The following is a 13,267-nucleotide window of genomic DNA, read 5'->3' as shown; positions in this document are numbered from 1 at the left end:
GTTTGCTCAATATATTAAATTATAAGCAACTCAAAAATATAAACTATAAATTGAAATAAATTACAAATGTTGAAATAACATACTCGTTTCATTATTATAAAGTAAATAAAGCGATTCTGAATGGCTTGAGATCCCTTTACATCCAAGTTTTTTATAAGAATTGAATTCGAATTCAGCAACTTTTACATAGTTTTCACTTTTTTTAGGGTGAAAGATTTGGTAAAATCACGTGAGGAAGGTTCCAGAGAAAACGGATGAGCCTGCCATCTCTCTTTTGCGGAATATCCAGAAATTTGCTGAAATTACCCATGCCGGATTGATCGATTAAAGGAGAATGAGTCTGTGAAAATAACAAAGAAGTGTTTGGCCCTTTTGATCGCTCTTTTTTTATTTTGTTCGTCGATCCCAATCAGCGCCTTGGCGGCGCAATCGGGCTATCGATTAAACGGTGTCTGGAACAGTTGGGATGGGATCAGCTTCATTCCACTGACAGGTGACGACACACTGGTCATCCTCGATAAACCGGACAAACCGATGAAGATCGATGTGACTTCACCGGACAATGCCAACGTTACGATCATTGGCGTTCCAGATAACTGTGAAGACATGTATGTCGCGGTGGCCAACGACATTACCCTGAATATCACTAACCTCAATATCACCGCCCCGGACAATAAATCCGGTATTGAACTCAATAAAGCGGATAGCGGCGCTGATGGGATGACCATTAACGTTTCCGGCGCATGCAACATCGCGGGAAAGGGAATGGGCAACGGAATCGCTTCAAACCACGATCAGAAACTTAAAATCACAGGCAACGGCACTTTAAATATCACCGGCGGGAGTCCGACCAATGGGAGCGACGGAGGCAGCGGCATCAGTATGGTGGCAGACACATCCGGTACCCTGGGAGCCGGAGCTGATCTAACCATCGAAGGCGATGTGACCGTCACGGCCACCGGGGGCGACTCCTCTGCTTCCGCTGGATCGGGCATTGCCATCACATGGGGCAACATGCAGGTAAATGGCGGCACAGTCAATGCAAGGGGTGGCGTATCCCGTTCTTCAAGCATCAACGACAGCGCAGGCATCAAGCTCACCGTCCCCTTCTCCAATATAGCCTTAGGCGGAAAGCTTACGGTGGAAGGCGGCGGCGTGAACGCGACAGGTGGCAATGCCGACAACGTTTACGCCGGCAAGGGCATGTCTCTTGCCAACTCTGCAACGATCAGCGGCGGCACGGTGACGGCGATCGGTGGCGACAGTGTTGCGGGAACCGGCGGCTTGGCGATCTACACCATCAATCAAAGTATCGGCATCACGGGCGGAACGGTCACGGCCACCGGTGGAAACAGTACGAATAGCAACGGCGGTTCGGCGCTGTATACAGAGCATCAAAACATAACCATCACCGGCGGAAGCGTTACGGCTACCGGCGGCAACAGCGTCAATGGAAGCGGCCGAATGGCGCTGTACGCCGATCAAGCGATCGCCATATCGGGTGGAATCATCACGGCCACCGGCGGTCACAGTGTCAATGAAACCGGCGGCAACGCGATCTACGCCAACCAGCAAAACATCGACGTAACCGGCGGAACGGTGACAGTTGCCGGGGGGAGCAGCGACAAGAAAAACGGCGGTGTCGCTATGTACGCCTACGGGAGGGATATTAACCTCACCGGCGGAAGCGTCACAGCCACCGGCGGCAACGGCGATCTCAACGGCGCGCACGCGGTTTTTGCTTATGCAGGGAAAGTCAAGATTGAAAACAGCGCCGCCGTCCGGGCGGTCGGTGGCACGGGCGCGAAAGGACTGGGCGGCGCCGGCCTGCGCGCATTCGGATATAACAGCGGCACAAATTCGGGGTTGGGTAATACTGTCACCGTATCTGCCAGCGCCGGAGACGTGTATGTGCGAGGAGGACAAGGCGCTTCCGCGCAAAGACCGTCTGTTCTGGGCAAGGATGTCTATGTCGCTGCCGGAAATATCGGCTCAGTGGTGATGGAAGGGACCAATCCGCGCTCCATCAAGAACATCCCCGGCGGGGACGACCTCTTCATGGTCAATGTCTCCACCAACCCGGCGGCGGCGGTTCTTGTGCAATCGGTCATCAACGGCGCGCTGGGGGGAAGTTATACCTACCGGGCCACGACGGCCCCCGATGGCACCGCTTGCCTATGGCTTCCTGCCGGCTCCCAGACCTTGTCTGCGACAGACTATTTGAGCACAACCGTGACCTTGACCACAGACGCCGCACAGACGAATCCCGCAACCATCAATAAATATTCAGCGCCTGATGCGCCAGCGGCGAGCGGGGCGATCGAGAAAATCGTCGTCAACAGCTTCACTGGCGGCGCGACGCTGAAACTCTACCGGACCGACGGCAGATTGATAGCCACCGCTGACCATGTGACAGCGTCCGTTTACACCTTTGATCCCGTAGAACCCAGCAGCTTGGGATACTACATCACTCAGACAGTGAATACAATGGAAAGCCTCCATTCAGGCACTGCCATTGCCGTCCTGCGAGTACCGACCGTCAGTGCAGAGATGGGACGCATCGATGCAGGCAATATCTACCCCGGAGCGGCGATCACCCTCTATGATCGAGATGGCGCAGTCATCTCCAGCGCTCCGACTGATCTGGGGACAGGCGTTTTTCGATTCGCAGGCCTCACTGAAGGAAGCCAGTACTATGTGGCTCAAAGCATCAACGGTGTGCGAAGCCAGAATTCGACCACCGTCACGGTTCCCGGGCCGGGCGCCTTTGTTCTTAACGCGACGCCGGGCAATGGCATTGTCGATTTAACTTGGACAAGTGTGACCGATGCCGTTTACTATCATGTCTATCAAGGGCCATCCCACCTGGACCGCATGATCGTCACGATGCCGGAAAGCAGTTACCATTATAGGGTGAGCGGGCTGACAAACGGTGTCTCCTATCCATTTGAAGTGAAAGCATGGGACAACGCCGAAAGGACTGTTCTCGCTACGGGCCAAGTCAGCGCGACCCCTGTCAGCACGCCGGGAAGACCTGCGGGGATCAGCGCCGTCGCCGGAGACGGACAAGCGGAAGTCCACTTTACTGCCCCCGATGGCGGAGGAAGCCCGATTACCGGATACAAAGTCAATGTGTACATAAACGGGGTAAAGCAGGATTCACTCACGACGAGCGGAAGCAACAGCCCGATTTCGGTAACCGGATTGACCAACGGACAGGCCTACACCTTCCGGGTCGTTGCGATCAACGGCCAGGGAGAAAGCGTCGAATCGGAAGATTCCGCAGCCATAATCCCGTACAGACCTTCCAATGGGGGTGGCGGCTCTGGGTCTGGTTCCTCCGGGACGACACCGGCGGTCGCCAATGCCGGCATGGACGTTCTGGTGAACGGCAAAGCGGAAAAAGCCGGCGCCCTGACCGAAACGAAACAGGGCGATAAAACCGTAGCGACCATTACTGTCGATCCTGCGAAACTAGAACAAAAGCTTGAAGCGGAAGGCAGTCACGCCACAGTGACCATTCCGGTCAACTCCGGCGCAGATATCATTGTCGGTGAACTGAACGGGCAAATGGTAAAAAATATGGAGAGCAGAGAAGCCCTGCTCGAAATCAAGACACCCATGGTTGACTATGTTTTACCGGCAAAAGAGATCGACATTGAGGCCATTTCGGAACAGATCGGAAAGGAAGTAGCGTTGAAGGATATCCAGGTTCGGATTTCTATCGAAAGGTCCGATGAAGCGACAGTCAAGGTGATAGAGAACGCGGCAAAAACGGGCGAATTCACGATTGTTGCGCCTCCGGTTGACTTCACGATTAACTGCGTCGATGGGACGAAGGCGATAGAGGTCAGCAAATTCAACACCTTTGTGGAAAGAACACTCTTGATTCCCGAGGGCGTTGATCCGAACAAGATTACGACCGGCGTTGTCGTAGAACCCGATGGAACTGTGCGGCATGTGCCGACGAGAGTCATCATCAACAACGGCAAGCATTACGCGGTGATCAACAGCTTGACCAACAGCGCCTACACCGTCATCTGGCACCCGATCGCCTTCCAGGACGCAGAACATCACTGGGCGAAAGAAGCCATCAACAATATGGGCTCCCGCATGGTCATCAGCGGTGTTGGCAACGGAATGTTTGAACCGGATCGGGAAATCACCCGGGCGGAGTTTGCGGCCATCGTGGTCAAGGGGCTGGGTCTGAAGCCGGGAACCGGAACGAATCTCTATTCCGATGTGCGACCGGCGGAGTGGTACGGCCCATTCATTCAGACCGCCGCCGCCTACGGCATCATTTCCGGGTATGGAGATGGCACCTTCGGACCCGATGACCGGATCACCCGTGAACAGGCCATGACGATGATGGCGAGAGCGATGAAGATCACCGGGCTCAAGGCTGGATTGAAAACGGATGAAAGCGACAACCTGTTGAATGGCTTTGGCGACGAGCCGCAAATCGCCGTCTGGGCGAAAGAAAGCGCCGCAGCTTGTGTGAAGACCGGCATCGTAGAAGGGAAGAGCCGGGACATGCTTGCGCCGAAGGGTGAAATTACGAGAGCAGAAGTGGCTGTGATTGTCCAGCGATTGCTGAAAAAATCAAACCTGATTTAAATTAAAAAGCCCGCATTCATGGCGGGCTTTTTGAATTTCAGAGGCCAGGCTGGAACTCGGCGACTCGGGGGACGGTTGATGACGCCCCAATAAACTCCGCAAGAATGGAAAAGAAATAAAATCCGGCCTTGATATAATAAAAGCGTGAGGTGGCAAATGCATGCAGTACGGAAAGGATATGGCATTCTGCCGGCAGTATATTGAAGCGCATCTAAATGAAGAAATTGCACCGCGGGCATTGGCGGATATGCTGGGCTATTCATACTATCACTTTTGCCACGTCTTCCGTATTTGCCACAATATGCCGGTAGGCGAATATATACGCAAAAAACGCCTGAAAAAGGCCGTCGAAGCCCTGGAAAAGGGAGCGCAAATCACGGAAATCGCCCTGACTTTCGGGTTTGACACGCCTTCAGGCTTTTCTAAAGCCTTTCGCCGTGAATTTGGCATGAGTGCGCGCGAATACAGGAGGAATATCACGAAAGGTATGATGAACAAAAAGAAAGGTGGAGCGGCTATGCACGTTCGGTATGAAAAAAAAGACGGATTCAAGGCGGTAGGGTATTCCATTGACCCGCAGGATGGTCAAAAAGTCGATTTGCCTGCGTCTGGCGCTTATTGGTTCGGTTTGGACTTTTCATCGGCCAGCAGTGAGGACTATGCCAGGTTGGCAAAAACAGAGAACGGCTACGCCGACCAGATCGGCCTGTGGTATCGTCCGGAAGAAAAAAACGGCGATCTGTCCTACTTTTTCGGAGTGGTGGTGGAAAGCTTTGATTTTGTGCCCACAGGCATGGTGACTTTGGAAATGCCGGCCGCAGAATATGCCGTTTTTACGACTGAGTCCGCCGATTTGGCCAATGATAAGCAGGCTTTTTGCAACGCCATTAAAAGCGCCTGGAAGTATATCTTCGAAGAATGGTTTGCGCAAAGCGACTATGTATATGACCAGGATAAATACGCCTTTGAATTCTATACGGACAAAAACGGCGGGATGGATTGTGAACAGGCTGTGGCCGATATCTACATTCCGGTGAAGAAGAAGAACTAGTTTTTTCCGAGAACACCCGGCGCGGTCCCGCCACTGTATGGAGGAGAAGCCTCGCAACGAGGTCACTGGATGACGTTCGCTTGTTGCCTATCATGCCTTGCTGTCATGCGATCAGCGTGACAGCACGCAATAGGGGGCGGCGCAAGCGTCACCGGGAAGACGCGAGGTTTTGATGAATCCGAGCCAGGAGACCTGCCTGTTTTCTGTCACCAACAGCACCCACGGTCGATGGGGAGGTGATAGAGCATTGGGTTGCGCGATCCATTGCCGAGTAGACCTTGCCGTAAGACGGGCAAGGTTTTTTTGCATGGAGACGGATCGTCATTATCAGATCAGGTTGGAATTCGTGAGATGTTGGCTTGCTTCGATTTGCTGTGTTGCGCGTCAGAGGTCTGATGCAGAGAGAGGGGGAACAGGGATGACCCATTTGAAACAAGGGCTGGTTCAAGTCTACACGGGCAAGGGAAAAGGAAAGACGACAGCGGCGCTGGGCCTGGCTTTGCGGGCGATCGGACATGGCTTTTCGGTGTTCCTCGTGCAATTTATGAAGGGAACCCCCGTATACGGGGAACTGGCGGCGCTGCAGCGTTTGCAGCCGAGCATTCAATTCGCCCAGTACGGCAGAGACTGTTTTGAGGGAAAATATCATGAAGACGGCAGCCCGGTGATCGACTATGACAAGTGCATGATCCGCAAAGGAGAAGCCACCGAGGAAGATCGCCAGATGGCGCAGGCGGCCCTGCACAAAGCCCGAGAGGTCTTGTGCAGCGGAGAGTATGATATCGTCATTCTCGATGAGTTGACCAATGCCATCTACTTTGAACTGGTGACACTCGAAGAGGCCTTGGAACTGATTCAACTGCGTCCGGAGCAGGTGGAGTTGGTGATCACCGGCCGCAACGCGCCCCCCGAGATTATCGAAAAAGCCAGCCTGGTGACGGAAGCGACGGAAGTCAAACATCCCTATCAAGAGGGGATGCTGGGCCGTCAAGGGATCGAATACTGATGCGATAAGACGGTCAAGAGACCCCCGTCTCTTGGCCGTTTTTCCTTCCTTGTGACGTAACCAGCAGCGGTTTGCTTCTTTCAATGCTGCCGGCGGATCAGACGGATCAGGAGGTGGTAAGACATGACATCAACGGAGTTTTTGAACAAATTGATCCAAAACATGCGGGAACGAATCGCCAAGACAGGGGATCAAGACCTGGTAAAAGACCTCGATGAACTTGATCTCATAACGAAGGCGCTGGTTGACAACCTGTCCCGGCAAATCGAGAGGGAACAGAGGGCGCTCCAAAAACGCCTGGAGATGGAGGAGGTGTCGCAAGAGTACATGCTCAAGGTCTTTGCCGATTTTATTAAAGCCAACGGGTTGTCTGATGAATTCGCTCACTATACGGAGGTGTGGCTTGACCTGAATGAAGAGACGCAATTGCGCCATTGATTCTCGTTATAAATATCCCTTTCATTAGCAGGATTTCGCGATCATGTCACGAATAATGATTATGGACAATTTCATAACGAGGGAGTATGGTGACCTGACTGTCATCGTGAAGTCAGGTCTTAAAAGGGAAGACCGGTGAAAATCCGGCGCGGTCCCGCCACTGTATGGGGGAGGAGCCTCTATCAAAGTCACTGGCGCAAGCTGGGAAGACCTGAGGCATCCGACGAACCTGAGCCAGGAGACCTGCCTGCTCCGCTGCCGTTCGACCTACGAAGGATAGGGAGGTGGTCTGCTGTGCCGTTTTCTTTTTTAGAATCGCGGCTGGAGTGATCATGGAACCTTAGCGTATGGCTAAGGTTTTTTTGATCTCCGCGAAAAGGTAAAAAAGAAATGGAGTGGTTTTTGTGAAGTCCTGGCGTAAAATTTCTGCCCTGGTCACCCTGATGTTGCTGACCATGTCCTTTCTCCTGATGGGCGCCTCATCGGCGATGGCGAAAGAAAAAGTCAAGGTCGATAAAAAAGCGATCCTCCTCGTCGCCTTCGGCACGAGCGTGCCGGAAGCGCGGGTGGCCCTGGACAATGTGGAAGCCAAAGTCAAGGAAGCCTTCCCCGGCGTAGAGGTGCGCTGGTCCTATACGTCTTCCATCATTCGCGAGAAGATCGCCCGGGAACAAAAGGTGTTCATCGACAGCCCCATGACGGCCTTGGCCAAGCTGAGCGATGACGGGTATAACAAGGTGGTCGTCCACTCCTTACATATCTTCCCCGGTCAGGAGTACAGCGATCTGGAGAGTGTCGTCAAAAGCCTGCAAGACACAAAGACCAGCGAGGGCCCTGTTTTTGACAAACTGGTCTTGAGCGATTCGCTCCTCCAGGAATTTAACGATTACAAGCGCGCCGGCGCCGCCATCGCCAATCTTATCCCGGAAAACACCAGCGAGGAAGCGCTGCTGCTGATGGGTCATGGCACCGGATACCGCGCTTTGAGCGCTTACGGCTGCATGAATGACGTCCTGCGTCAGCAGTACTGGGGCAAGAATGTGATGCTCGCCACTGTCGAGGGCTATCCGGAACTGCAACATGCCATGCGCGACCTGGCGGCCAGCGGCGTGAAAAAGGTGAAGCTGGCGCCGTTCATGGTCGTCGCCGGTGATCACGCCCAAAACGACATGGCCGGCGATGAGCCCGACTCCTGGAAAAGCCAACTGGAAGCCAAAGGGTATGTGGTAGAAGCCCATATGCAAGGGCTCGGCGAGAATGACGCCGTTGTCAAGATCATGGTCGACCACCTCAAGAAGGCCTGGAATCAACTGTAAGCGAGGAACTATCCGTTGCAAGACCAACCGGATCGTCACGACCTATGGAATGTGTACCGACAGCGCCGCCGTTCGGCGGCGCTGCTCACCGTCGCCATGGCGCTGCTCTTGGGCGGGCTGCTGATCGGCTATACCGGGATCGGCGTGCTTTCCGTCTCGGCCGGCGAGATCAGCCAGATCATCGGCGCCAAGGTCACTGGACAGGCGGAGTGGCTGAAAGGGGTTGACCCGGTGAAGGAGGCGGTCATCTGGAAGATCCGCTTGCCCCGCCTGGTGACAGCGATGCTCGTCGGCGCCGGACTGGCCGTGGCCGGGACGATTTTTCAGGCCATCCTGATCAACCCGCTGGCCGATCCCTACACGTTAGGCGTCTCCTCCGGCGCGGCCTTTGCGGCATCCCTGGCGATCTATGGCAACTGGCAGATCGCCGGCATGCCCCTGTTATCGCTGCCCCTCTTCGCCTTCGGAGGGGCGCTTTTTTCGTTGGCTGTCGTCTATGCCATGGCCCGGATCAATGGGATGCTGTCTGTGACGAACCTGATCCTCGCCGGCGTCATCGTGGGATCCATCTTTTCCGCCGCCATCAGCCTGCTGAAAAGCCTATCCGGCGACGAGGTGAGCGCCATCGTCTTCTGGCTCATGGGCAGCTTTGCCTCGCGCAGTTGGCCCCATGTCTGGCTCGCCCTGCCCATCGTCGCGACCGGCCTGGCCGTGGCCCTCTACTATGCCGAAGACCTGAACCTGCTCAGCTTGGGCGCGCGGACTGCCGGCCACTTGGGTGTCGATGAGGAGCGGGTGCGCACGGCGCTACTGATCATCGCCTCGCTGATCTCCGCCGGTTGTGTCGCCGTATGCGGCATCATCGGCTTTGTCGGCCTGATCGTGCCCCACCTGATGCGCATGGTCATCGGCCCCGACAACCGCTACCTGATCCCGGCGAGCGCCCTCTTCGGCGCCATCCTGCTCAGCTCGGCCGACACCCTGGCGCGCAACCTCTTGACGGCGGAAATCCCTGTCGGCGTGTTGACGACATTGCTCGGCGGTCCTTTTTTTATCTACATCTTCCGGACGAAAATGAAAAAAGGCTGACTCTCCGATGGCGCGACAGATGAGCGAAAGAGCAGTCAAACAATGCGACAGAAGGGTCAAAAAATGGGCGATGAGATGGGCGAAATGATGCGCGACCGGCGCGCAGCGGGACAGAGGTGAGCCGAATGGAGCAAACAAAAGCGAAGGCAAAAGCGCCATTGCTGCGCGTGAAGGAGATGGCCTTCGCCTACCGGGGCGGCGCGTCCTTGATGGAAAAGATCGATCTGTCGATCGACCGGGGCCGTTTCTACGGGATATTGGGCCCTAACGGCGCAGGCAAATCGACCCTGATGAACCTGCTCACCGGCGCCTTATCGCCGAGCCGCGGCGAGATCCTCTATCGCAGCAAGAGTGTCGGCAGCTATGCCAAAAAGGAACTGGCCCGGCGCTTCGCCGTCGTGCCCCAAGACTATGGGGTGGATTTCCCCTTCCAAGTGCTGGAGATGGTTCTGATGGGGCGCAAGCCGCACCTGAGACGTTTTCAGCAACCGAGCGAAACCGACATGGACATCGTCTACGAGGCGATGCGCGTCAGCGGCACCCTCGCCTTCTCCGAAAAAAGGATGACCGAACTGAGCGGCGGCGAAAAACAGCGGGTGATCTTCGCGCGAGCGCTGGCGCAAGACCCCGAGGTGCTCTTCCTGGATGAGGCCACATCGAACCTGGATGTGAAGCACAAGCTGGCCTTGCTGGGCACGGTGCGGAAGCTGAATCAGGAAAAGGGCCTGACAGTGATCGCCGTGATGCATGACTTCAACCTGGCGGGTCTCTACTGCGATGACCTGATCCTGCTGGACAAGGGAACCGTCTTCGCCGTCGGTCCTGTCAGCGACGTGTTGACGAAAGAGAATGTGTTCACCGTTTTCGGTGTTGATGTCGATATCCTGACAAATCGGGACAACGGCAAGGTGCAAGTCCTGCTCAAGGACGAGGGAACACGGCAAAGAGGTACACAATAAAGAGGTACACAGCAAAGAGGAAGATAACAAAGAGAAAGATAGCAAAAGGACAAGGGAAGTCTGTAAGTGGAACGGGCCAAATCACTTATATGAAATAGGGGGGACTGATCATGGAAATGGTGAGCAAGCTGTGGCGAACACTGACCCTATCGGCCCTTGTGGCGGCCCTGGCGATCACCGCAGGCTGCGGCGCAAGCGGCGGCAAGGAAGGGCCAGCCAAGACGGCCCCCGGCGCAGCGGCCAAGACGAGCGCCAACGGGGCCATCACCGTCGTCGACGACGCGAAGCGGACGATTCAACTGGCTCAGCCGGCGCGGCGGATCATCTCGCTCTACAGCGGCCATACGGAAAACCTCTTTTCCTTGGGCCTGAACGACGCGATCATCGGCGTCTCCGAATCGGAGACCTACCCGCCGGAAGTGAAAAACAAAGCCGCCTTCGACTACCGCGCCGACGCCGAAAAGGTGATCGCCGCCAAACCGGATCTGGTGCTGATCCGCACCACCGTCTTTGAGCGAAACCGGGACTTCGTCGACAAGCTGGAACAGGTGGGCATTCCTGTCGTGGCCCTTTTTCCGGAGAACCTCGATGACTTTTACCGCAACATGGACATCCTGGGGACGCTGACGGGCCGGCAGGCCGAGGCGGAGACATGCAAGGGCGAGATGAAACAGCGCCTGGCAGACTTTGACGCCATCGCCCGGTCGATCCCGGAGAACCAGCGCAAGCGCGTCTTCCTGGAAGCGACCAAAGACCCCGTGAAGACGGTCACCTCCGATTCAATGGCCGCTCTGGTGCTGCAAAAAGCGGGCGCCATCAACGTGGCCGCCGACGCGAAGGCCGTCAAGGAGGGCAGTTCCATCGCCAGCTACGGCGATGAGCGACTGTTGACCAAAGCCGGCGAGATCGATGTGTACTTGGCGCAAAAAGGCGTCATGAACCGCGTGACTGAGCAGGAGATCTACCAACGCCCCGGCTTTGAGGCGATCAAAGCGATCAAGGAAAAGCAGGTCTACCTGATCGACGGCGACATGATCTCCCGGCCGACCATGCGCCTGCTCAAAGGGATCGAAGAACTGGGACAGCGGCTCTATCCCGACTACTACAGCAACATAAAAGGAAAGTAGGAGTACATCATGAAGGGAACCTTTACTGGCATCGGCGTCGGACCGGGCGATCCGGAACTGCTCACCTTCAAAGCGGCCCGCTTGATCAGCGAGGCTGACGTGATCATCGCCCCCTTGTCCAAAGAGGGGCGGGAGAGCACGGCCTTGCGCATCGTCCAATCCCACATCGGCCCGGAGGCGCAGGTCTGTCACCTGGAGTTTCCCATGACCTTGGATGCCGAGAAGCTGGCCCGTTCCTGGAGCGAGAATCACCAGGTCATCTTGGGATTTCTGCGCCAGGGAAAGAAAGTGGTCTTTATCACCATCGGCGATCCGATGGTCTACAGCACCTACATGTACATGTACGAGCGGCTGAAAGAAGCGAACGTGGCCATCACGACCGTTCCCGGCATCACCTCCTTTACAGCGGCCAGTTGCCGCGCCGGCGTGCCCCTGGCCGAGGCGGAGGAGACGATCACCATCATCCCCGCCACCACGGACTGCGAAAACCTGGATCAACTCTTTGCCCTCTCAGACACGCTCGTCCTGATGAAGGTCTATAAAAACAAGGATCAGATCATCGATCTGCTGGAAAAGCATGGACTGAAATCGCGGGCCGTCTTGATCAGCCGCTGCGGCCTTGACGGCGAGATCATCGAGACCGATCTGGACAAGGTGCGGGGGAAGGCCATCAACTACCTGTCCATCATCATCGCCAAGAAAGAAAAAAAGGCTCATTCAGCCGTCGAGGAGGCGCGCGGCGTCGTCCGTTCCGCCTAAAAAACTGTTCGGGACAGGTGGGAGACCCCTTGATTTCGATTACGAACGTCACCAAACGGTACGCCGACGGCACCGTTTCGGTGAAGGATCTGAACCTGCATATCGCCCCGGGCGAGTTTTTCGGCCTCCTCGGCCCGAACGGCGCGGGGAAGACGACGACGATCCGCATGCTCGTCGCCTTGCTCGCGCCGACAGAGGGGCAGATCCGGCTCAACGGCCATGCGGTGCGACCGGAACAGGTCGCCTTCAAGGCCGACATCGGGCTGGTGCCGCAGCACATCAATCTGGAGCCAGAACTGACGGTGGAGCAGAACCTCTACCTGCACGGCCTGCTCTACAGCTTGCCGCAGGAGCGGATTCGCCGCCGCATCGAAGAACTGATCGATTTTATCGAGATGCAGGAAAAGCGCCACAGCCCCGTGAACAAGCTCTCCGGCGGGATGAAGCGCAAGGTGCTCATCGCCCGCGCCCTGATGCACGAACCGAAGATCATCCTCCTCGACGAACCGACGGTCGGCCTGGATGTGCACAGCCGACGGAAGGTGTGGGACGTGATCAAGGCGCTCAACGCCAAGGGGATCACGATGGTGCTCACGACCCACTACCTGGAGGAAGCGGAGACTTTGTGCAGCCGCATCGGCCTCTTGAACAAGGGCCGGCTGATCCTGGAAGGGACGACAGAAGAACTGAAGCGGCGCGTCGGCGAGATCGTGGTGGAGCGCTTTGTCCACGACAAGACAGAGGTCTATCTCTTTCCCAGCCAGGCCGAGGCGCTGGCCTTCGCCCAGACGGTGCAAGCGGGCACGATCAGCATCCGCAAAGCCAAGCTGGAAGACATTTTCGTCAAACTGACCGAGGAAACGAAATGATAAAGGATAGGGTCTGAAAAAAACAGAGGCAAGTAA

At 55.9% G+C, this 13,267-nt stretch carries 9 protein-coding genes, 1 pseudogene and 2 riboswitches; all 10 genes and pseudogenes read left to right on the top strand.

Annotated features, from left to right (window positions below; translation table 11 throughout):
• The first annotated feature begins 342 nt into the window (after positions 1 to 342).
• Positions 343 to 4,617, top strand: a complete 4,275-nt coding sequence (locus tag GTO89_RS17895; protein ID WP_161262934.1) for an S-layer homology domain-containing protein — start codon at positions 343 to 345, stop codon at positions 4,615 to 4,617.
• A 160-nt stretch (positions 4,618 to 4,777) separates the two neighbouring features.
• A pseudogene (locus GTO89_RS18000) lies at positions 4,778 to 5,596 on the top strand (AraC family transcriptional regulator); the annotation flags it as partial.
• Between the two features lie 11 nt (positions 5,597 to 5,607).
• Positions 5,608 to 5,882, top strand: a riboswitch (cobalamin riboswitch).
• A 204-nt stretch (positions 5,883 to 6,086) separates the two neighbouring features.
• On the top strand, positions 6,087 to 6,674 hold the full coding sequence (gene cobO, locus GTO89_RS15120) for a cob(I)yrinic acid a,c-diamide adenosyltransferase (protein WP_161262933.1): 588 nt from the start codon (positions 6,087 to 6,089) through the stop codon (positions 6,672 to 6,674).
• Between the two features lie 123 nt (positions 6,675 to 6,797).
• Positions 6,798 to 7,112: a hypothetical protein gene (locus GTO89_RS15115; RefSeq protein WP_161262932.1), complete on the top strand. Its 315-nt coding sequence runs from the start codon at positions 6,798 to 6,800 to the stop codon at positions 7,110 to 7,112.
• 69 nt (positions 7,113 to 7,181) lie between these two features.
• Positions 7,182 to 7,377, top strand: a riboswitch (cobalamin riboswitch).
• A 139-nt stretch (positions 7,378 to 7,516) separates the two neighbouring features.
• Complete coding sequence (locus GTO89_RS15110; RefSeq protein WP_328793928.1) at positions 7,517 to 8,428, top strand: sirohydrochlorin cobaltochelatase; 912 nt, start codon at positions 7,517 to 7,519, stop codon at positions 8,426 to 8,428.
• Between the two features lie 15 nt (positions 8,429 to 8,443).
• On the top strand, positions 8,444 to 9,517 hold the full coding sequence (locus GTO89_RS15105; RefSeq protein ID WP_235920509.1) for a FecCD family ABC transporter permease: 1,074 nt from the start codon (positions 8,444 to 8,446) through the stop codon (positions 9,515 to 9,517).
• Positions 9,518 to 9,642: 125 nt separating this feature from the next.
• Positions 9,643 to 10,476, top strand: coding sequence for an ABC transporter ATP-binding protein (locus tag GTO89_RS15100; protein WP_161262931.1), 834 nt, complete (start codon positions 9,643 to 9,645; stop codon positions 10,474 to 10,476).
• Positions 10,477 to 10,586: 110 nt separating this feature from the next.
• The gene (locus GTO89_RS15095) at positions 10,587 to 11,603 is read left to right on the top strand and encodes an ABC transporter substrate-binding protein (RefSeq protein ID WP_161262930.1); all 1,017 of its coding nucleotides are present in this window, start codon (positions 10,587 to 10,589) and stop codon (positions 11,601 to 11,603) included.
• Between the two features lie 9 nt (positions 11,604 to 11,612).
• Complete coding sequence (gene cobI, locus GTO89_RS15090; protein ID WP_161262929.1) at positions 11,613 to 12,362, top strand: precorrin-2 C(20)-methyltransferase; 750 nt, start codon at positions 11,613 to 11,615, stop codon at positions 12,360 to 12,362.
• A 29-nt stretch (positions 12,363 to 12,391) separates the two neighbouring features.
• Positions 12,392 to 13,231, top strand: a complete 840-nt coding sequence (locus GTO89_RS15085) for an ABC transporter ATP-binding protein (RefSeq protein WP_161262928.1) — start codon at positions 12,392 to 12,394, stop codon at positions 13,229 to 13,231.
• Positions 13,232 to 13,267 lie beyond the last annotated feature (36 nt).

The sequence above is a fragment of the Heliomicrobium gestii genome, from assembly GCF_009877435.1.
GTDB classification, from domain to species: domain Bacteria; phylum Bacillota; class Desulfitobacteriia; order Heliobacteriales; family Heliobacteriaceae; genus Heliomicrobium; species Heliomicrobium gestii.
The sequence above is the reverse complement of the archived record's forward strand: the minus strand, read 5'-3'. Positions and strand labels throughout refer to the sequence as shown.